The organism is Streptomyces sp. NPDC051172, from assembly GCF_040682555.1.
Classification (GTDB): Bacteria; Actinomycetota; Actinomycetes; order Streptomycetales; family Streptomycetaceae; genus Streptomyces.
On record NZ_JBFBBE010000047.1, the window covers coordinates 1 to 19,384 of the forward strand.

Below are 19,384 nucleotides of genomic sequence, written 5' to 3' on the forward strand. Positions count from 1 at the left end.
GCGCGGGCACTTCCTCGCCCGCCGCGCTCCCCACCTGCCGCGGAAGCGGCGGCTCGGGTACCTGGGCCGCCTCGTAGGCGGGCCGGTACGTGTCCTCGTACGCCCCGGGCACCCCGGAGGCCAGGGTCTGCGCGCTGTGGACGTCGTAGGCGTACGCCGGCGGATACGCCGGGTCGTACGCCTCATATGTCCCGTACTGCGAGTACTGCGAGTTGCTCACGCCGACACGCTCCAGGGGCCGTAGGGGTCCAGAGGGGTCCGGATCGGGCACCAGAACCTAGCGGAGCCCGTATCACTCTCCAAAGCGGCGTGATCACGAAGAGTTACGGTCGCGGCGAACGCGAGTCCGCCGGAGCCTTATCGTAGGGTTATGGACGGCTACGCTCAGTAGTCGAATGCGCGGGCCGTGTTCGCCGCCAGGGCCGTCGCCAGCGCGTCCTCGTCGATGCCGCGCACGGCGGCCATGGCGCGCACCGTGACCGGAATGAGATACGGCGCATTGGGCCGTCCGCGGTACGGCGCCGGTGTGAGGAAGGGCGCGTCGGTCTCCACCAGGACCAGTTCCAGGGGTGCCACAGCGAGCGCGTCCCGCAAATGCTGGGCGTTCTTGAAGGTGACGTTGCCGGCGAAGGACATGAAGTACCCGGCGCGGGCGCACACCTGAGCCATCTCCGCGTCCCCGGAGTAGCAGTGGAACACCGTGCGCTCGGGGGCGCCCTCCTCCTTGAGGATGCGCAGCACATCGGCATGGGCGTCGCGGTCGTGGATGACGAGGGCCTTGCCGTGCCGCTTGGCGATCTCGATGTGGGCGCGGAAGGAGGCCTCCTGCGCCTCCATGCCCTCGGGGCCGGTGCGGAACTGGTCGAGACCCGTCTCGCCGACGCCCTTGACCTGAGTGAGTCCGGCCAGCGCGTCGATCTGCCCGAGCGCCTCGTCGAGCGCCGCCGTGCCCCCGGGCTCGCGCGCCCCCTGCCTCGACCAGCCATCAGGGTCTCCGTGGACGATGCGCGGCGCCTCGTTGGGGTGCAGGGCCACCGTCGCGTGGACGGCCTCGTACAGTCCCGCCGTCTTCGCGGCGCACTGCGAGCCGGCCACGTCGCAGCCGACCTGTACGACCGTCGTCACGCCCACCGAAGCGGCCTTCGCGAGGCCCTCCTCGACCGTGCCGTTCTGCATGTCGAGGTGGGTGTGGGAGTCGGCGACGGCCACCCGGAGGGGTTCCGGGAGCGGCGGCGCGCTCTTGTCGACGGTCTTCTCGCGTGAGCTCGAGGAGGGCATGCTCCGATCCTACGAAAGGGGCATGCCCGCCCGGCCGCCGGAGCTGTCAGCCCGCCTTGCGGTGGAAGGGGTGCAGGAGATCGGAGAGATGCCAGTGGTGGTCCCGCTCGCCGGCCTCGGCACCGTCGGCTGCGGGCTCCTGGGCCTCGGTCTGCGGTGTCCGGCGCTGCTGCTTGTGCACCGCGTCACGCACCGACGAGACCTGCCCGGGTCGCATGATCCGTACGACGTGACTGTCGCAGTTCTGGCAGGTGGGCTTGGACAGCGGAGACGGCACGACCTGCCCCTCGGCCACGTACATCACGAACTCGTGGCCCTCGGCGTCGTTGTGGTGCTCTATCTCGTACGACTGCTCCCAGCCGTGCCCGCAGCGCATGCAGGCGAAGGAGTACGACTCGTGGACGACTGCGGTGGCCGCGCCGCGGAGGCCGGACTGCCCTGCGATCTCGCTCATGCCAGCTCCTCTTGATCTGCTGGACCAAGGGACGGGTGCGTCCCTTCAACCAGTGGACGCTTCCGGCGGAGCGAATGCATCAGCCCTGTCGACTGTTGGAGCCGATTTGGATTTTCCTTGCCTCAGCGACCCTGCACAGGGGGTCTGGGCTTTGCTTTTCACGACCTTGCTTTGCCCTTTTGTGGGGCGCTTGCTCAGGCGAGATGCGCCCTGCTCAGAGGGGGTGTGGCCCACTTCACGAAAGCCTCACGAACCACTGGCCGAATGGGCATTCTTCGCGGCCACAACGGCGTCGAACACTTCCCTTTTGGGAAGCCCGGCCTCTGCCGCAACGGCCGCAATGGCTTCTTTTCGCCGCTCCCCCGCCTCCTCCCGCACCCACACCCTGCGCACCAGTTCGGCCGCGTCGAGTTCCCCGGGTCCCTTCTCCGGGGCACCCTCGACGACCACGGTGATCTCACCGCGCACACCTTCGGCGGCCCAGGCGGCCAGCTCGCCGAGCCCGCCCCGCCTGACCTCCTCGTACGTCTTGGTCAGCTCCCGGCACACGGCGGCCCGCCGCTCGGTGCCGAAGACCTCGGCCATCGCGGCGAGGGTGTCGTCGAGGCGGTGCGGGGCCTCGAAGTAGACGAGGGTCCGGCGCTCCTCGGCGACCTCCTTCAGGCGGGTCAGCCGCTCGCCCGCCTTGCGCGGCAGGAACCCCTCGAAGCAGAACCGGTCGACGGGCAGCCCGGACAGCGCGAGCGCGGTGAGCACCGCGGAGGGGCCGGGCACGGCGGTGACCCGGATGTCCTTCTCCACGGCAGCGGCGACCAGCCGGTACCCGGGGTCGGACACCGACGGCATCCCGGCGTCCGTGACGAGCAGCACACGCGCACCGCCGACGAGTTCCTCGACGAGTTCGGGCGTACGGGCGGTCTCGTTGCCCTCGAAGTACGACACGATCCGCCCCTTGGGCGTGACGCCCAGGGCCTGCGTCAGCCGCCTGAGCCGCCGGGTGTCCTCGGCGGCGACGACATCGGCCCCCGCCAGCTCCTCGGCCAGCCGGGGCGGCGCGTCCGCGATGTCGCCGATGGGGGTGCCTGCAAGTACGAGGATTCCGGTCACGCCCCCATCCTCCCAGTGGCACACCGATGAGGACGCATCCGAGCCCTTACCACCCATGCACGGGACTCACACAGAACGGTTCCCTACGATGGCGCGGTGACCAGTACCGCGTCCTCCCCGGACACCCGGCAAGGCCAGAGCCCGCAGGACCAGCGGCCGTCGTGGCAGCAGCGGCTGCGCCGTTTCGGCTACACGGCCGGGCCGAGAAGCGACGTCCGCGAGCGTCTGGTGCCGCCGTACGTGCAGCCCAGCCCCCGGTTGTGGCAGGTCCTCGGGGTGCCGCCGGCGCTCGTCGAGCGGATCACGCGCTGGTCGGCCTGGGGCGGCCCGCTGCTGGTCACGCTGATGGCGGGCGTGATGCGGTTCTGGCACCTGGGCAGCCCGAAGGCGGTGATATTCGACGAGACGTACTACGCCAAGGACGCCTGGGCGCTCGTCCACCGCGGCTTCGAGGTCAACTGGGACAAGAACGCCAACGACCAGATCCTGGCGCTGAACGGGCACGTCACGATCCCGACGGACGCGGCATACGTGGTGCATCCGCCGGTCGGCAAGTACGTCATCGGGCTCGGGGAGCTGGTCTTCGGGTTCAACCCGTTCGGCTGGCGGTTCATGACCGCGCTGCTGGGCACGCTGTCGGTCCTGATGCTGTGCCGCATCGGCCGCCGCATCTTCCGCTCGACCTTCCTCGGCTGCCTCGCGGGCGCGCTGATGGCGGTCGACGGGCTGGCCTTCGTGATGGCCCGCACCTCGCTGCTGGACGGCGTGCTGATGTTCTTCGTGCTGGCCGCGTTCGGCTGCCTGGTCATCGACCGTGACAAGGCGCGCGAGAAACTCGCGGCCGCGCTCCAGCCGGATGCCGACGGCCGCCTCAGCCCCGGCGGACGCCCGGACGCACACATCGCCGAGACCACCCGTCTCGGCTGGCGCCCGTGGCGCTGGCTGGCGGGCCTGATGCTGGGCCTGGCCATCGGCACCAAGTGGAACGGCCTGTACATCATGGTCGCGTTCTTCCTGATGGCGGTCCTGTGGGACATCGGCGCCCGCAAGGTGGCCGGCGCCGGGAACCCGTACAAGGCGGTGCTGCCGGACGCGGCCGTCACGTTCGTGGCCACGGTCCCGGTCGCGCTCGTCACCTACCTGGTCTCCTGGACCGGCTGGATCCTCTCGCCCACCAACGGCAAGGGCGGCTACTTCCGCAACTGGGCCGCCACCGACGGCAGGGGCGGCAACTGGACCTGGCTGTTCCCCGACTGGTGGCGCAGCCTGTGGCACTACGAGCACGAGGTCTACGAGTTCCACCGCAACCTGCACTCGCCGCACACCTACATGTCCAACCCCTGGAGCTGGATCGTCGACGGCCGCCCGGTCTCCTACTTCTACGAGTCCCCCTCGCCCGGCAAGGACGGCTGCCCCGTGGGCGCGGGCCAGAAGTGCGCCCGCGAGGTCCTCGCGATCGGCACCCCGCTGCTGTGGTGGGTGGCCTGCTTCGCGGTCCTGTACATCCTGTGGCGCTGGCTGCTGCGCCGCGACTGGCGGGCGGGCGCCATCGCCTGCGGCATCGCGGCCGGTTATCTGCCCTGGTTCCTGTACCAGGAGCGGACGATCTTCTTCTTCTACGCCGTCGTCTTCGTGCCGTTCCTGTGCCTTGCCGTCGCGATGCTGCTGGGCGCGATCGTCGGGCCACCGGGGTCGAGCGACACCCGACGGGTGGCGGGCGCGACGGGGGCGGGCGTGCTGGTCCTGCTGATCGCCTGGAACTTCATCTACTTCTGGCCGCTGTACACCGGAACCGCCATCCCGATCAACGACTGGCGTTCACGTATGTGGCTCGATACCTGGGTATAGCGGACCCTCCGGGTCTCCAATCGGACAACATACGTAAACACCCCTCACAGCTCCCCCTCACGCCACATACAGTGCGAGCACCAACGGGGAACGGGGAGGGGAGCCCTTCATGGGCAAGGGGGTCAAGATCACCGTCATCAGCAGCGTCTTCGCTGTGATGGTGGGCGGCGCCGGATACGGCGCGTACAACATCGTGTCCGCGCTGAACAGCGGCGGCTCGGGCGGATCGGCGTCCGTGAAGACCGGTCCGCCGAGCGGCGACGAGATCAAGGAGACCGCGGCGGAGTTCTTCGCGGCCTGGGAGAAGGGCCAGGCGGCCCAGGCGGCCACGTACACGAACGACGGCGCCGCGGCCGAACCGCTGCTGACCTCCTACGGCAACGCCGCGCACATCACCGGCGTGAAGATCACCCCGGGTACGGCGAACGGCGCGACGGTCCCCTACACGGTCAGGGCGACGGTGTCCTACGGCGGCAGGTCCAAGCCCCTGACCTATCGGAGCGAGCTGACCGTCGTGCGCGGGAAGACCACCGGGCGGGCGCTGGTCGACTGGCGGCCGTCCGTGGTCCATCCGCAGCTGCAGAAGGGCGACACCCTGTTCACCGGCGAGGCGGCGAACCCGCCGATCGAGGCCGTGGACCGGAACGGGGCCGTGCTGACGAAGGAGAAGTACCCCTCGCTCGGCCCCGTCCTGGACACCCTGCGCGAGCGGTACGGCGACAAGGCGGGCGGCACCCCCGGCATCGAGCTGGCGATCAAGCACCGGTCCCCGGACGCGGGCGACACCTCGCTGCTCACCCTCGCCAAGGGCAGGGCGGGCAGGCTGCAGACCACGATCAGCGCGAGCGCGCAGGCGGCGGCCGAGACGGCCGTGAAGAAGTTCGCGCAGTCGTCGGTGGTGGCCGTCAAGCCCAGCACCGGTGAGGTCCTCGCGGTCGCCAACAACCGCAAGGACCAGTTCAACGCGGCCTTCCAGGGCGAGGTGGCACCCGGCTCCACCATGAAGATCATCACCGCCGCGATGCTCATCGACAACGGCGTGACCTCGATGAACGGCCCGGCACCCTGCCCTCCGGACGCCGTGTGGCAGGGCCAGACCTTCAAGAACCTCAAGGGCATGCAGCCCAATCCGAAGGCCACGCTCGCGAACAGCTTCCTGCGCTCCTGCAACACGGCCTTCATCAAGCTCATCGACGAGAAGCCGCTTTCGGACTCCTCGCTGACGTCGGAGGCCCAGGACCGGTTCGGGCTCGGCCGGGACGACTGGAAGACCGGCATCGTCTCCTTCGACGGCAAGGTCCCCGCGGTCAGCGGCCCGGACCGGGCGGCGAACGCCATCGGCCAGGGCCAGGTCCAGATGAGCCCGCTGAACATGGCCTCGGTCACGGCGACCGCCATCACCGGCACGTTCCGGCAGCCGTATCTGGTCTCGCCGGGGCTCGACGACCGTCAACTGGCCACCGCGAAGGGTCTGCCCGCGAGCACCGCCGCGCAGCTGAAGCAGATGATGCGGCTCACCGCGACCCAGGGCACCGCGGCGCAGGCGATGGCCGGGCTGAGCGGGGACTTCGGCGCGAAGACCGGTTCCGCGGAGGTCGACGGACAGGCCGTGTCCAACAGCTGGTTCACGGGCTTCCGTGGTGACCTCGCGGCGGCGGCCATGACCGAGGAGGGCGGCCACGGCGGCACGGCGGCCGGGCCGATTGTCGCAGCTGTGCTACGGACGGGCTCCTGAAGTCACCCGTTGAGGAAGGGACTCTAGGCTGTTGCCGTCGTTGGTTGGAATGGATGTGGCAACGGGGACCCTGGGGATCTCTCGGAGGAACGGGAACAGTGGGCAACAGAAGGCGCGTCGCCGAGCGACCGAAGACCAAACCCGCCGTGGTCGGCGGGATGATCGCCGTGGTGATCGGCGGCGCCGGCTTCGGCGCCTACGCGCTGTACGGCGGCGGGGCGTCGGCCGACGACCGGTCGGCCTCGACGTCCGCGTCCTCCGACCACAAGGCCGTCAAGACCGGTCCGCTGTCCGCGACCGAGGTCCAGACGACGGCCGAGCGGTTCCTCACCGGCTGGCAGCAGGGCAAGGTGGCACAGGCCGCCGCCGCCACGAACGACCCGACGGCGGCCACCGCCCTGCTGACCGGCTTCACCAAGGACGCCCACATCTCGGGCGCCACCGTCACCGAGGGCACCCGCACCGGCGACAAGGTCCCCTTCTCCGTCAAGGGCACGGTCTCCTACAAGGGCACCAAGCTGCCGCTCTCGTACCAGAGTGCGCTGACGGTCGTACGCAAGAAGGAGGACGGCAAGCCGTACGTCGACTGGCACTCCTCCGTCGTCCACCCCGACCTCAGGGACGGCGACACCCTGGTCACCGGCGAGGCCGGGACGCCGCCGGTCAAGGCCTACGACCGCCACGGCGGCGAGCTGACGACCGCCAAGTACCCCTCGCTCGGCCCGGTGCTCGACGGTCTGCGGGAGAAGTACGGCAAGACCGCCGGCGGCAAGGCGGGCATCGAGCTGGACGTGGTGCGCGGCAAGGCGTCACAGAAGGCCAAGCTGTCCGACAAGACGCTGCTCACGCTGACCAAGGGCACACCGGGCAGGGTCAACACGACGCTGAGCCCGACCTTCCAGGCCGCGGCCGAGAAGCAGGTCGCCGCGAAGGACAACTCCTCGGTCGTCGTCATGCGTCCGTCGACCGGCGAGATCCTCGCCGTCGCCAACCACAGCCCCAGCTTCAACGTGGCGTTCCAGGGCTCCCTGGCGCCCGGCTCCACGATGAAGATCGTGACGTCGACGATGCTGTTCGAGAAGGACCTCGTCCACCCCGACGATTCGCACCCGTGCCCCAAGACGTACAAGCTCGCGGGCTGGACCTTCCACAACGACGGCGACTCCGAGATCAAGAAGGGCACGTTCAAGCTGGCCTTCGGGGCCTCCTGCAACAACGCCTTCATCAACTTCGCGCCGAAGCTGTCCAACAGCGACCTGACGCAGGAGGCCCAGCAGGTCTACGGCCTCGGCCTCAACAACTGGTCGATCGGCGTCCCGACCTTCGACGGCTCGATCCCCGTGATGAGCGGCGCACAGATGGGCGCCTCGCTGATCGGGCAGGGCGGCGTGCGGATGAACCCGCTGAACATGGCGTCGGTGTCGTCGACGGTGGCGGACGGCACCTTCCACCAGCCGTACCTGGTCGCCCCGTCGGTGGACCACCGCACTCTGGCGAAGGCCTCCCGCACGATGTCCGCGAAGACACAGGCCGAACTGAAGGAGGTCATGTCCTACACGGCCTCCTACGGCACGGCGGCCAAGGCGATGGCGGGCATGTCCGGCTGCGGCGCCAAGACGGGCTCGGCCGAGGTCGACGGCCAGAAGAAGCCCAACGGCTGGTTCACCGCCTACTGCGGCGACCTCGCAGCCTCAGGCGTGGTCCAGGCAGGCGGCCACGGAGGCGACACGGCGGGTCCCATCGTGGCGGCACTGCTCAAAATGGGCGGCTGAGCGCCCCCACCGGCCCGCAGGAGAAATCACTTACCGGGAGACAGGCGCCGCAGCCGTATAGGTGCGGCGCAGAAACCGCAGCAGAGTCTTCGACTCGAACTGCACAACCGAGACACCGTCCGCCGAGTGGAACTCGACGACGGCCTGAACCCGCCCGCAGGGCCAAACCCGCACCTCACCGTTCCCGGCAGGCGCCCGCAACCCCTGTTCCAGCAGGGACCGCGAAAAACTCCACTCGTCCGCCCCGGGCAGACCGACCCGCACCTCACGCGGGTCGACCTCGGGGTCGTAGCGCAGGACCACCGGCACCGTCTCGTCCTCCGGTACCGCCGCATCCGTGACCAGGTGGGCTCGTGCGTACTGCTCGACTACAGACATCGTGACGGCCCTCTCACGCTGCGTGTCCTGTGCGGAAGCTGTGCGTCCACCCCCTCCTAATGTCCCATATTTTCCCCAGCACGCCCCTTGGCATGGGACGACTCCCGTCACGAGACCCTCGCTCTTGCAAGTAGTTCGCAACAAGGCACTATCATCGAACGGTGCATGTGCCTGACGGATTCATCAACGCCCCCGTCTCCGCCGCCACCGGAGTCGTCGCCGCGGGCGCCATCGCGGTGAGCCTGCGCGGCGCCCGCCGTGAGCAGGGGGGCACCTCCCGCTCGAGCGAAGCCGAGAGTGGGGGAGAGCGGACGGCGCCGCTGGCCGGGCTGGTCGCGGCGTTCATCTTCGCGGTGCAGATGCTGAACTTCCCCGTCGCGGCGGGGACCAGCGGCCATCTGCTCGGCGGTGCGCTCGCCGCGATCCTCGTCGGACCCTTCACCGGTGTCCTGTGCGTGTCCGTCGTCCTGCTGATGCAGGGCATCCTCTTCGCGGACGGCGGCCTGACCGCGCTCGGCGTGAACATCACGGACATGGCGATCGTCACGACGGTCGTCGGGTACGCCGTCTTCCGCGGTCTGGTGAAGCTGCTCCCGCGGAGGCGCCGCTCGGTGACCGTGGCCTCCTTCGTCGCCGCGCTCCTCTCGGTCCCGGCGGCGGCGGTCGCCTTCACGCTGATCTACGCCGTCGGCGGCACCACGGACGTCTCCATCGGCAAGGTCGCCACCGCGATGATCGGCGTACACGTGCTGATCGGGATCGGCGAGGCGGCGATCACCGGACTGACCGTGGGCGCGGTGATCGCCGTACGCCCGGATCTCGTGCACGGCGCGCGCGGCCTGGAGCAGAAGCTCAAGCTGCGGGTGAACGGCGAACTCGTGGACGCTCCCGCCTCCCGCCCGGCACCCGTCGCGGCGCGCGCCTCCCGGCGCACGCTGTGGGTCACCGGCCTGGTCACCTCCCTCGTCCTCGCGGGCTTCGTCAGCTTCTACGCCAACGCGAACCCCGACGGCCTGATGAAGGTCGCCCAGGACCAGGGCATCGACAAGAAGACCCAGAAGCACGCCTCCGCCAGCTCCCCGCTCGCCGGCTACGGCGTCAAGGACATCACCGACGGCCGCGTCTCCAAGGGCGCGGCGGGCCTGATCGGCGTCGGTGTCACGGTCGTCGCGGGCAGCACGGTCTTCTGGGCGGTGCGCAGGCGCCGTACGACCGACGCCTCTCCCGTCGGCACGGGCGTCTGACGTGGGCGCCGGGCACGCACACAGGCTCTACCGGCACGGGCACTCCCCCGTGCACGCCCTGCCGCCGCACACCAAGCTCGCCGCCGCGTTCGCGTTCGTGGTGGTCGTGGTGTCGACCCCGCGGGAGGCGGTGTGGGCCTTCGGCCTGTACGCCGTGCTGCTCGCAGTCGTCGCGCACCACGCGCGCGTGCCCGCCGGGTTCCTGCTCAAGCGGCTGCTGATCGAGGTGCCGTTCGTCGCGTTCGCGGTGCTGATGCCGTTCGTGGCGGAGGGCGAGCGGGTGGACGTCCTCGGGCTGTCCCTGAGCGTGACCGGCCTGCGGGGCGCCTGGAACGTGCTCGCCAAAGGCACCCTGGGTGTCGCCGCCTCCGTCCTGCTGGCCTCCACCACGGAGCTGCGTGAACTCCTCCTCGGCCTCCAGCGGTTGAAGCTCCCGCCGCTGCTCGTGCAGATCGCGTCCTTCATGATCCGCTACGGTGACGTCATCACGGACGAGATGCGGCGGATGCGGATCGCGCGCGAGTCCCGGGGCTTCGAGGCGCGCGGCGTGCGGCACTGGGGCGTACTGGCGAAGTCGGCCGGCGCCCTGTTCATCCGCTCCTACGAGCGCGGGGAGCGCGTCCACCTGGCCATGGTCAGCCGCGGCTACGCGGGCTCGATGCCCGTGATCGACGAGGTGACCGCCTCCCGGACGCAGTGGTCGTACGCCCTCACGCTCCCCCTCGCCGCCCTCGTCGTCTGCCTGCTGGGATGGACCCTGTGAGTACTGCTTCCCCTGCTTCTCTCGACGTCTGCGGCCTCGCCTTCGCCTACCCCGACGGCCACCAGGCCCTGTTCGGCGTCGACTTCTCCATCGGGCGCGGCGAGCGGGTCGCGCTGCTCGGGCCGAACGGTGCCGGCAAGACGACCCTGGTGCTGCACCTCAACGGCATCCTGACCGGCGGCGCGGGCACCGTCACGGTCGCCGGGCTGCCCGTCGGCAGGCAGCACATGGCGGAGATCCGCCGCAGGGTCGGCATCGTCTTCCAGGACCCGGACGACCAGCTGTTCATGCCGACGGTCCGCGAGGACGTGGCGTTCGGTCCCGCGGCTGCCGGGCTCAAGGGGCCCGAGCTGGAGGAGCGGGTCGACCGGGCGCTCGCGCAGGTCGGCATGGCGGAGTTCAAGGACCGCCCCCCGCACCACCTCTCCTTCGGGCAGCGGCGCCGGGTGGCCGTCGCGACCGTACTCGCGATGGAACCGGAGATCCTCGTCCTGGACGAGCCGTCCTCCAACCTCGACCCGGCCTCCCGACGCGAACTGGCCGACATCCTGCGCTCGTTGGACGTCACCGTCCTCATGGTCACGCACGACCTGCCGTACGCCCTGGAGCTGTGCCCCCGCTCGCTGATCCTCAGCGAGGGCGTGATCGCGGCGGACGGCAGGACGGCCGAGCTGCTCTCGGACGAGGACCTGATGCGCGCCCACCGCCTGGAGCTGCCCTTCGGTTTCGACCCGCGGTCCGTGACAATGGGCGCGTGACGAACGCGGACGACACGGCGGCCGGGACCGGCTCTGAGGGCTCGCTGCTCCTCGACGACCAGCTGTGCTTTGCCCTGTACGCGGCCCAGCGCGCGGTGACGTCCTCCTACCGCCCGCTCCTCGACGAACTCGGCCTCACCTACCCGCAGTACCTCGTGCTGCTCGTCCTGTGGGAGCGCGGCGAGATCCCGGTCAAGGCACTGGCGGCCGCGCTGCGGCTCGACTACGGCACGGTGTCTCCGCTGCTGAAGCGGCTGGAGGCGGCGGGCCTGGTGCGCCGGGAGCGCGCGGCGCACGACGAGCGCTCGGTGCTGGTCGCGTGCACGGGGCGCGGGGAGGAACTGCGGGAGCGCGCGGCCTGCGTACCCGGCGCGCTGCTCGCGGCGACGGGGCTCGAAGCGCCCGAGGTCGCACGCCTCCGCGAGGAACTCCGGCGACTGGCGGCGAGGGCCGAAGCGGCCGCAGAGCGCTGATCTCGGGTTACTCACGGTTCCCACCCCCTGGGACCGGCTGCTGACCTACCAGCCAGTATCTTGTGCACGATGTACTTGCGCGCACTCGTTTTGGGGGGCCAACCATGAGCGCCATGAGTGACGATCTCACCGACACCGACACCGACACCGACACCGACACCCGACCGACGAAAATCATGTACGTGGCCGAGGCGACCGCGCACGGCGGCCGGGACGGCTATGTCACCAGCCAGGACGGGCAGATCGAGGTCAAGGTCGCGATGCCGCCGGAGCTCGGCGGGGACGGCAACGGCACCAACCCGGAGCAGCTGTTCGCGGCCGGCTACAGCTCCTGCTTCCACAACGCGCTGGTGCTGGTCGGCCGCCGTTCCGGCTTCGACCTCACCGGTTCCACGGTCGCCGCGAAGGTCGGCATCGGCCCCAACAAGCAGCGCGGTTACGGTCTCGCGGTCGCCCTCAGCGTCTCGCTGCCGGTCCTCGACCAGGAGGTCGCGGCGAAGCTGGTGGACGCGGCGCACGAGGTCTGCCCGTACTCGAACGCGACCCGCGGGAACATCGACGTGACGATTCTGCTTGGGTGAGCAGGGAGTACACACAGGCAGGAGGATCACGGGCGTGGACGTGCACGGTGCGGTGGCCGAGGGCTTCGAGCCGGTCAGGGAAGCGTTCGTACGGAACTTCGAGGTGCTCGGGGAGCGGGGGGCGGCCGTCGCCGTCTATCGGGACGGGCACAAGGTCGCCGACCTGTGGGGCGGCACGAAGGACGTCGACGGCACGGACCCCTGGGAGCACGGCACCGCCCAGGTCGTGCGCTCGGCGACCAAGGGAGTCGCCGCCGCCGTACTCCTGCTGCTGCAGCAGCGCGGGGAGCTGGACCTGGACGCGCCGGTCGGCGAGTACTGGCCGGAGTTCAAGGCGCACGGCAAGGAGCGGCTGCTGGTGCAGCACGTACTGAGCCACCGGGCCGGGCTGCCCGTGCTCGACCGTCCGCTCACGCCGTCCGACGCACTGGACCCGCACCGCGGCCCCGAGGCGGTCGCCGCGCAGGCGCCCGCGTGGGAGCCGGGCACCGATCACGGCTATCACGCGCTGACGTACGGCTGGATGCTCGACGAACTGGTACGGCGCGTCACGGGCCGGTGGGCCGGGGAGTGGCTCGCGGCGGAGGTCACCGGGCCGCTGGGGCTCGACCTGTGACTGGGCCTGCCGGGGTCGGAGGCGGGCCGGGTGGGCCGCGTCGGGCGCGTGGAGGGGCCCGAGCCCGTCGGCGGTCTGCGCTCGCGCCCGAAGCGCTCGGTCACCGAGGCCTACGAGGACCCGGACTCCCTCACCCGCCGCGCCTTCGCCGCGATCAGCCCCTTCCCGGACCAGAACGACCCCGCCTACCGCGCCGCCGCGCTCCCGGCCACCAACGGCATCGCCACGGCGGGGGGCCTCGCGCGTTTCTACGCCTCCCTGATCGGTGTTGGGGGCACCTCCCACGCCCTTAAGGCAGTGGGGGAGGACGGCGGCGCAAGGCTGTTCACACCGGAGACCATGGAGCTGGCCCGCACCGAACGCAGCGCGGGACCGGACCGCGTGCTGGTGGTGGGCACACGGTTCGGCCTCGGCTACATGCTCCACGGGGCCGCATCCCCGCTCCTGTCCCCCACCTCCTTCGGCCACCCGGGCCGCGGCGGCGCCCTGGGCTTCGCCGACCCGGAGTCGGGCATCGCCTTCGGCTACGTGACGAACGGCTTCCGCAAGTCGGTGACGGCGGACCCGCGGGCGCAGGCGCTGGTACGGGCAGTGCGCGTCTCTCTCACGTGACGGGACCCCTGCGGCTCACACGTTGATCGAGTGCGAAGTCCGCCCGGACGCCGAGTCGATCTCCCCATGCGCCTTCGTCAGCAGCTGCATGGCAAGCTCATTCAGCGCCCGCGCACCGGCGATCTCCTCCCCCACACGCGGCTGATTCGCGTCGGTCTGGTGCCGGCTCGCATGCCCGTGGGCCTTGACCTCGGTCCCGTCGGACAGCCGTACCAGCGCGACCGCCCGCGTGTGCGTCTCGTCCTCCTGGAACTCCAGCTCGACGTGCCATCCCACTGCGGTGTGCATCATGACGATCACCTCCGGAAGACCTGCTTCCAGGGTGCTCCTGCGAGCCCGCGGACGCACGCAGGCCCCGGGCCGGTGTGACGTCGGCCCGGGGTCCGCTGCGCGCTGGGCGCGTGTCAGCCGTCGTTCTCCGCCGACGGGAGGTAGGCGCCGGGTACGTCGTTCGGCGCGTAGACCTTCTTGTCGCCGGGGTACGGCTTGGTCCAGTTGTGGGTCTGGTACCAGGTGTAGCGGTTCATCTGCTCGTTGTTGGCGTAGTCGGGCACGGCGTGCGGGCCGGTCAGCCGCTGGTGGGAGGCCCAGGCCTTCCACTGCGCGGCGAGGTTCTGCTGGGCCTGCGGCACCGCTGCGGAGGTCGGCGCGAGTGCCGCCTTGGTGTCCTGCGGGGCCGGGGTGTCCGAGCCGCAGGTGGGCTGGGGGCTCACGCCGAGGGTCAGCGAGGTCCGGTTGGGCTCGGCCGTGAACGGGGTGTTGTCCGGCTTCAGCGAGAACGCCCCGTACATCGGGGTGGCCGCGCTGTCGAGCTGGTTCATCGGGTGGATCCCGAGGATCTGCTCGATGGTGCGGACCATCGTGATCTGCGAGTAGTAGTGGCTGTCCACGGTGTCGTGCCTGGCCCAGGGGCTGATGATCTGGACCGGGGCGCGGTGGCCGTCGACGTGGTCGAGGCCGTTCTGGGAGTCGTCCTCGACGACGAAGATCGCCGAGTTCTTCCAGTACTTGCTGTGGGAGATCTCGTCGACCATCCGGCCGACCGCGAGGTCGTTGTCAGCGACCTCGGCCGCCGCGTTGGCCGGGCCGCCGGTGTGGTCGTTGGAGAACCAGAACATGTTCAGGTTCGCGGGACCGTTCTTCTCGAAGTCCTGCTTCCAGATCTGTTCCTTGTAGATGTCCGGGACGCCGAGGTCGAACATCGGGAAGCCCTGCACGGACACCTTGTTGAGCGAGGGGATCGCCGAGCCCGTCTGGATCGGGTACTGGGTCTGCGCCCCGGTCGCTGCCATGTTCTTGCTGTCGCAGTACAGGTTCTGCCAGGTCGCCCCGGCCGGCTTGGTCTCCAGCGACTGGAACTCGCCGAAGTCCCTGACCGACCTGCCGGCCGCCTGCGCGCCGCTCCAGATGAAGCCGCTCTTCTGGTGGCCGAGGACGTCGTCCTCGGTGTCGTAGCTGCGCTGGTACTCGCCGGCGGAGGACTCGGTGTACTCCGGGTTGTCCGACTGCATCAGCCAGTTGTGGCCCTCGGCGGAGTTCGTGCCGACGTCGTAGAAGTTGTCGTAGAGGCCGAACTGCTGGGCCAGGGCGTGCTGGTTGGGCGTGACGTTCTCGCCGAACGTGGTGAGCGAGGGGTCTCCGTTGCCCTGCGGCAGGTCGCCGTAGACCTGGTCGTACGTCCGGTTCTCCTTGACGAGCAGGAAGACGTGCTTGATCGTCGAGGGGTCGCCGAGCCGCAGCGGGACCGGGAGCGCCTTCCCGGAGGTCTTGCCGCCGGCCGTCAGGACCGAGCCGGGCGTCCAGCCGTTCTGCTTGAAGACCTTGGCGGTCTGGGCCTTGACGGTCTTGTCGTCCGGGAGCGTGAACTGGGTCAGGCTCGACGTCGTGTCGTGGGTGCCGTGGCCGGAGGCGGCAGTGGGGCGGCGGGCGTCGATGCCGCGGGTGTTGGAGACGACCACGTTCTTGCCGACGGTGGCGATCCCGGAGGGGAAGTAGTCGGTCGGGAGCAGGCCGACGTAACGGGCGGGCTCCTGCGGGGACTTGTAGCGGTAGACGGCGACCGCGTTGGCTCGGCCGAGCGTCACCAGCAGACGGCCGTCGTCGGTGAGCGTCACGGCGTTCGGCTCGTAGCCGACCTTCGCCTCCGGCCAGGGCTGGGTGGCGATGGTCTGTACGACCTTGTCCTTGGCCGGGCTGATGACGGAGACGCTGTTGTCGGTGGTGTTGGTGACGAACACCGCGCCCTTGTTGGCGTACACCGCGGTCGGGTGCAGTCCTACGTCGATGCTGCCGACGGCGGCGGACGGGTCCGCCGTGTCGATGACACTGACGGTGCCGGTGGTGCTGGCGCCGGTGTCCGGGTTGGCGGGCACCTGGGTGCCGTAGGAGTTGATGGTGGTGTCGCCGTCCTTGGCCGGACGGCCGCCCTCGTTGCTGACGTACAGCTTGCCGCCGACCAGGGCGATGCCCCGGGGGGCGTTGCCGACGGACCAGCTCTGCTTGACGGTTCCGGTGGCCGCGTCGATGGCGACGACCCGGTTCTGGCCGTTGACCGCGGAGTACACGGTGGAGCCGTCGGCCGAGAACACCGCGGCGGCCACGAGGGCGTGCTTGGTGCCGTCGGCCGGGATCGGGACGGTCACCGGGTCGGAGAGGGTGCCGTCGGCGCCCACGGTGAACTTGGTGTAGCCGTCGGTCTGGCCCAGCCACAGCTGCTTGCCGTCCGGCGAGTACGTCGGGCCCTCCTGGCCGACGGAGCCGCTCTTGATGCGCAGGTCGTCCGCCGCGTTGGTGCCGACCTTCTGGATCACCCGACCACTCGCGAGGTCCAGGACGACCAGCGAGGCGTCACCGTCGGCCACCGAGGCCGCGAGCCGGCTGCCGTCCGGGCTGACCGTCGACGACATGATCTTGCCGTCGTTGATGACCGAACGGGTGCCGTACGGCTTGATGTACTGGTCACTGGAGATGACCTGGCCGTTCGCGGTCTCGTCGGCGACCTGCTGGGTGCCGAACTGCCATGTCGACGCGACCGCGGTGCCCGTGACACCGAGGGCGACCGCGATGCCCGCCGTGACCAGCACGGCGCGGCGGCCGACGCGTCTGCCGAACAGGTTGACCTGATTCTTCTCGTTGATCCGACGCTGCCGTGTTACCTGCACGAGCTGTCCCTTCAGTGGACCCTTCGTTGGAACCTTCAGTGGGGGGTGAGCAACTCGACGTTGCCGTCGAACTGCCAAAGCGGATTCGGTGCGTCCCCGGTCGACGTCCGCAGCAGGAAGTAGCCGTTGACTTCCTTGGGACCGTCGCCGTCGGCCACGAACCGCCCGTCTGAGGTGATGTCGAGCTGATAGATCGCCGTCCCCGGGACCGGGACCCCGGGCAGATGCCAGGTCACGACGCACCGCCAGTCGTTGCCCGCGCCCTCCTGGGCCGACTGGCCGTCGCTCTTGGTGCAGGCCGCCGAGGTTCGAAGCTGCGCCTCGGTGACGGCGGGACGGTGCAGCTCCTGCGTCTGCATGCGGTAGAGGTGGGCGAACGCCGTGGCCACCGAGCGCTGGACCTTGTCCTGCTCGATGCCGGATCCCATGGAGGGAGTCGCCACGGCGACCACGCCGACGGTGAGAGCGGTCAGCCCGGCCAGCGGCAGCGCGCCGACGGTGAGCGCCCGGCGTCCGGAACCGTCGTAGGCGAGGTTGGTGAAGTCGCGCCGCAGGAAGAGGAGATACGCCAGCACGGTCGCGAGCACGGCCCACACCAGGCCGACCGCGACGCCGATCAGGAGCGGGCCGAGCTGGGTGGGGCTGGTGAACAGGCCGTTCCAGGAGATGAAGGCGTAACCGGGCAGGGCGAGGCGCACGGCGACGGGCAGCGGCAGCATCTGGGCGACCGACATCGCGAGCGCGAGGAGCGGGGGCAGCAGCAGCCCCATCGGGGACCGCCCCAGCGCGACCGACCCGAGCAGTCCGATCGCGGCGAGCGCCAGGGTCGGCGCGAGGGCCGCTGTCCAGGCGAGCAGGACCCGCAGGGCGGCATCCCCCGGTGCCAGCAGGTGGCCGTCGAGGCCGACCAGCGGCTGGTTGCCGACCGACACCAGCCCGCCGACCGCGCTGGACAGGGCCAGCCCGGCGACCAGCAGCAGGATGACGGTGAGGCTGGCGAGGGACTTCGCCACGAAGATCCGTCGCGGCGACCGTACGGCGACCAGCAGATGCCGCCAGGTGCCGAGGCGGTCCTCGGCGGCGAACACGTCACCGGCGACCACCGAGGCCAGCAGCGGCAGCGCATAGGTGCCCGCGAACCCGAGCATCACCAGCGGACCGGCCCAGCCCGTGGCGTGCATCCAGCGCCCGAAGAGCGTGTCGGAGGGCAGCGTGCTCTGCCGGCTCACACCCGCGACGAAGAGGGCGGGAGCGATCCAGCAGGCGAGCACCAGCAGCCGGATCCGCCACTGCGAGACCAGCTTGACCAGTTCGAAGCGGTAGCCGCGGGAGACGGGGACCCGGCGGGCCCTGACAACCTTGTCGGCGGTGACGGTCGCGCTCATCGGCCGGCCTCCTCCTGCTGATCGGTGAGGGCGAGGAAGGCGGCCTCCAGCGGCGATACGACGGGTGCGAGCTCGCGCACCGCGACGCCCGAGCGCACGAGGCCCGCCACCAGTTCGTCGAGGGCGGGCACCAGGGCGCGCACGACCAGCAGTTCGTCGTCCTGCCGTATCCCGGCGTCGTCGACGACCCGGATCCCGTCCGAGGCGTCGGCCAGCCGTCGCGCGGCCTGCAGGTCGGAGGTCCGTATCCGGTAGTCGAGTTCACGGTTCTCGGCGGCCAGCTTGCCGAGCGGGCCGGAGAACACGACCCGTCCGGTGGCGAGGATGGTGACCTCGGAGCACAGCGCCTCCAGGTCGTCCATACGGTGGCTCGACAGCACCACGCTGGTGCCGTCCGCGGCGAGCCGGTTGAGGACGCGGTGCACGTGCCGTTTCCCGGCCGGGTCGAGGCCGTTGGAGGGTTCGTCGAGCACGAGCAGCCGGGGCTTGGTGAGCAGGGCGGCGGCCAGCCCGAGCCGCTGCCGCATACCGAGCGAGAAGCCGCGGGCCTTGTCGTCGGCGACGGCGGTGAGCCCGACCTGGTCGAGCACCTCGTCGATGCCCGTGGAGCCCGCCTCGAGCCCGCGGAGCCGGGCCAGTGCGGCGAGGTTCTGCCGGGCGCTGAGGGAGGGATACAGGCCGGGCCCGTCGACGAACCCGGCGACACCTTCGGGAGCGTCGAACGCCCGCCCCACCGGCATACCGAGGATGTCGAGCCGCCCGCTGTCCGCGACGGCCAGCCCCAGCAGCAGACCGAGCAGCGTCGTCTTGCCGGCACCGTTCGGACCGACCAGCCCATGGATCTGACCCTGCGTCACATCCAGGTCGACACCGTCGAGTGCGACGACGTCGCCGAAGCACTTGGTGATCCCGCGAGCCACAACCGCGTGGAGTGTCCCCATGGGTCCCCCTTCTCCCGATGTCCGCTGGGACCATAGGGACAACACACAACCCAGGCACAAACGCCGAGTTGAACTCCCGCGGAACGGATCGTCAAGGCGTCGGCAAATCGCTCGCGTGAACACCGACGTGAATCGGACAGGGGCGGCGCGGGGTGCGCGAATCGCACTGCGGTCCACGAATTACCCTGCGGTGCGGCAGCACCCTGAAGGGGCGCGGGGCTGTGTCGACATGCGGCTCCGCCGCGCGGGCGCGACAAGCCACGACGGCGCCGCAGACG

At 70.3% G+C, this 19,384-nt stretch carries 16 protein-coding genes and 2 pseudogenes; 9 read left to right on the forward strand and 9 right to left on the reverse strand.

Annotated features, from left to right (window positions below; translation table 11 throughout):
- The 4 genes and pseudogenes from AB0N07_RS26320 to rsmI form a co-directional block, all read right to left on the reverse strand.
- Positions 1-220, reverse strand: a pseudogene (locus AB0N07_RS26320) (resuscitation-promoting factor); the annotation flags it as partial.
- 164 nt (positions 221-384) lie between these two features.
- Entirely contained in the window at positions 385-1,278 is an 894-nt protein-coding gene (locus AB0N07_RS26325) for a TatD family hydrolase (protein WP_365839076.1), read from the reverse strand.
- A gap of 46 nt (positions 1,279-1,324) precedes the next feature.
- Complete coding sequence (locus tag AB0N07_RS26330) at positions 1,325-1,732, reverse strand: hypothetical protein (RefSeq protein WP_365839078.1); 408 nt, start codon at positions 1,730-1,732, stop codon at positions 1,325-1,327.
- A 246-nt stretch (positions 1,733-1,978) separates the two neighbouring features.
- Positions 1,979-2,839, reverse strand: coding sequence for a 16S rRNA (cytidine(1402)-2'-O)-methyltransferase (gene rsmI, locus AB0N07_RS26335; protein WP_365839080.1), 861 nt, complete (start codon positions 2,837-2,839; stop codon positions 1,979-1,981).
- Positions 2,840-2,935: 96 nt separating this feature from the next.
- On the opposite strand from rsmI, the gene AB0N07_RS26340 reads away from it, so the two are divergent.
- From AB0N07_RS26340 to AB0N07_RS26350, 3 genes are all read left to right on the forward strand, one after another.
- Positions 2,936-4,687, forward strand: coding sequence for a phospholipid carrier-dependent glycosyltransferase (locus AB0N07_RS26340; RefSeq protein ID WP_365839082.1), 1,752 nt, complete (start codon positions 2,936-2,938; stop codon positions 4,685-4,687).
- A gap of 109 nt (positions 4,688-4,796) precedes the next feature.
- Positions 4,797-6,422: a penicillin-binding transpeptidase domain-containing protein gene (locus tag AB0N07_RS26345; RefSeq protein WP_365839084.1), complete on the forward strand. Its 1,626-nt coding sequence runs from the start codon at positions 4,797-4,799 to the stop codon at positions 6,420-6,422.
- Between the two features lie 98 nt (positions 6,423-6,520).
- Positions 6,521-8,194, forward strand: coding sequence for a penicillin-binding transpeptidase domain-containing protein (locus AB0N07_RS26350; protein ID WP_365839086.1), 1,674 nt, complete (start codon positions 6,521-6,523; stop codon positions 8,192-8,194).
- A gap of 30 nt (positions 8,195-8,224) precedes the next feature.
- On the opposite strand, the gene AB0N07_RS26355 is transcribed toward AB0N07_RS26350, so the two are convergent.
- Positions 8,225-8,572: an SsgA family sporulation/cell division regulator gene (locus tag AB0N07_RS26355; RefSeq protein WP_365839088.1), complete on the reverse strand. Its 348-nt coding sequence runs from the start codon at positions 8,570-8,572 to the stop codon at positions 8,225-8,227.
- Positions 8,573-8,733: 161 nt separating this feature from the next.
- On the opposite strand from AB0N07_RS26355, the gene AB0N07_RS26360 reads away from it, so the two are divergent.
- The 6 genes and pseudogenes from AB0N07_RS26360 (at position 8,734) to AB0N07_RS26385 (ending at position 13,619) form a co-directional block, all read left to right on the forward strand.
- Complete coding sequence (locus AB0N07_RS26360) at positions 8,734-9,816, forward strand: energy-coupling factor ABC transporter permease (protein WP_365839090.1); 1,083 nt, start codon at positions 8,734-8,736, stop codon at positions 9,814-9,816.
- Between the two features lies 1 nt (position 9,817).
- Positions 9,818-10,579 (forward strand): cobalt ECF transporter T component CbiQ, encoded by a 762-nt coding sequence (gene cbiQ / locus AB0N07_RS26365; protein WP_365839092.1) that lies wholly within the window; start codon positions 9,818-9,820, stop codon positions 10,577-10,579.
- On the forward strand, positions 10,567-11,337 hold the full coding sequence (locus tag AB0N07_RS26370; protein ID WP_365839094.1) for an ABC transporter ATP-binding protein: 771 nt from the start codon (positions 10,567-10,569) through the stop codon (positions 11,335-11,337). Before cbiQ ends, AB0N07_RS26370 begins: the two co-directional genes overlap by 13 nt.
- Complete coding sequence (locus tag AB0N07_RS26375; protein ID WP_365839096.1) at positions 11,334-11,810, forward strand: MarR family transcriptional regulator; 477 nt, start codon at positions 11,334-11,336, stop codon at positions 11,808-11,810. Before AB0N07_RS26370 ends, AB0N07_RS26375 begins: the two co-directional genes overlap by 4 nt.
- Positions 11,811-11,923: 113 nt before the next feature.
- Complete coding sequence (locus AB0N07_RS26380) at positions 11,924-12,391, forward strand: organic hydroperoxide resistance protein (protein ID WP_365839098.1); 468 nt, start codon at positions 11,924-11,926, stop codon at positions 12,389-12,391.
- 34 nt (positions 12,392-12,425) lie between these two features.
- A pseudogene (locus AB0N07_RS26385) lies at positions 12,426-13,619 on the forward strand (serine hydrolase domain-containing protein).
- Between the two features lie 15 nt (positions 13,620-13,634).
- Here AB0N07_RS26385 and AB0N07_RS26390 read toward each other — a convergent pair.
- The 4 genes from AB0N07_RS26390 to AB0N07_RS26405 form a co-directional block, all read right to left on the reverse strand.
- Positions 13,635-13,910 (reverse strand): DUF1876 domain-containing protein, encoded by a 276-nt coding sequence (locus AB0N07_RS26390; RefSeq protein WP_365839100.1) that lies wholly within the window; start codon positions 13,908-13,910, stop codon positions 13,635-13,637.
- Between the two features lie 113 nt (positions 13,911-14,023).
- Positions 14,024-16,780 carry an alkaline phosphatase family protein gene (locus tag AB0N07_RS26395; protein ID WP_365839102.1) on the reverse strand — a complete coding sequence of 919 codons (2,757 nt, stop codon included), beginning with the start codon at positions 16,778-16,780 and terminating at the stop codon, positions 14,024-14,026.
- 35 nt (positions 16,781-16,815) lie between these two features.
- Positions 16,816-18,165 carry an ABC transporter permease gene (locus tag AB0N07_RS26400; RefSeq protein ID WP_365839104.1) on the reverse strand — a complete coding sequence of 450 codons (1,350 nt, stop codon included), beginning with the start codon at positions 18,163-18,165 and terminating at the stop codon, positions 16,816-16,818.
- The gene (locus AB0N07_RS26405; RefSeq protein WP_365839106.1) at positions 18,162-19,106 is read right to left on the reverse strand and encodes an ABC transporter ATP-binding protein; all 945 of its coding nucleotides are present in this window, start codon (positions 19,104-19,106) and stop codon (positions 18,162-18,164) included. Before AB0N07_RS26405 ends, AB0N07_RS26400 begins: the two co-directional genes overlap by 4 nt.
- Between the last annotated feature and the right edge of the window lie 278 nt (positions 19,107-19,384).

Coding starts and splice junctions, on each gene's coding strand:
- AB0N07_RS26325 (WP_365839076.1), bottom strand. CDS start 1,278: ATGCCCTCCTCGAGCTCACGCGAGAAGACCGTCGACAAGAGCGCGCCG.
- AB0N07_RS26330 (WP_365839078.1), bottom strand. CDS start 1,732: ATGAGCGAGATCGCAGGGCAGTCCGGCCTCCGCGGCGCGGCCACCGCA.
- AB0N07_RS26345 (WP_365839084.1), top strand. CDS start 4,797: ATGGGCAAGGGGGTCAAGATCACCGTCATCAGCAGCGTCTTCGCTGTG.
- AB0N07_RS26355 (WP_365839088.1), bottom strand. CDS start 8,572: ATGTCTGTAGTCGAGCAGTACGCACGAGCCCACCTGGTCACGGATGCG.
- AB0N07_RS26370 (WP_365839094.1), top strand. CDS start 10,567: ATGGACCCTGTGAGTACTGCTTCCCCTGCTTCTCTCGACGTCTGCGGC.
- AB0N07_RS26380 (WP_365839098.1), top strand. CDS start 11,924: ATGAGTGACGATCTCACCGACACCGACACCGACACCGACACCGACACC.
- AB0N07_RS26390 (WP_365839100.1), bottom strand. CDS start 13,910: ATGATGCACACCGCAGTGGGATGGCACGTCGAGCTGGAGTTCCAGGAG.
- AB0N07_RS26400 (WP_365839104.1), bottom strand. CDS start 18,165: ATGAGCGCGACCGTCACCGCCGACAAGGTTGTCAGGGCCCGCCGGGTC.
- AB0N07_RS26405 (WP_365839106.1), bottom strand. CDS start 19,106: ATGGGGACACTCCACGCGGTTGTGGCTCGCGGGATCACCAAGTGCTTC.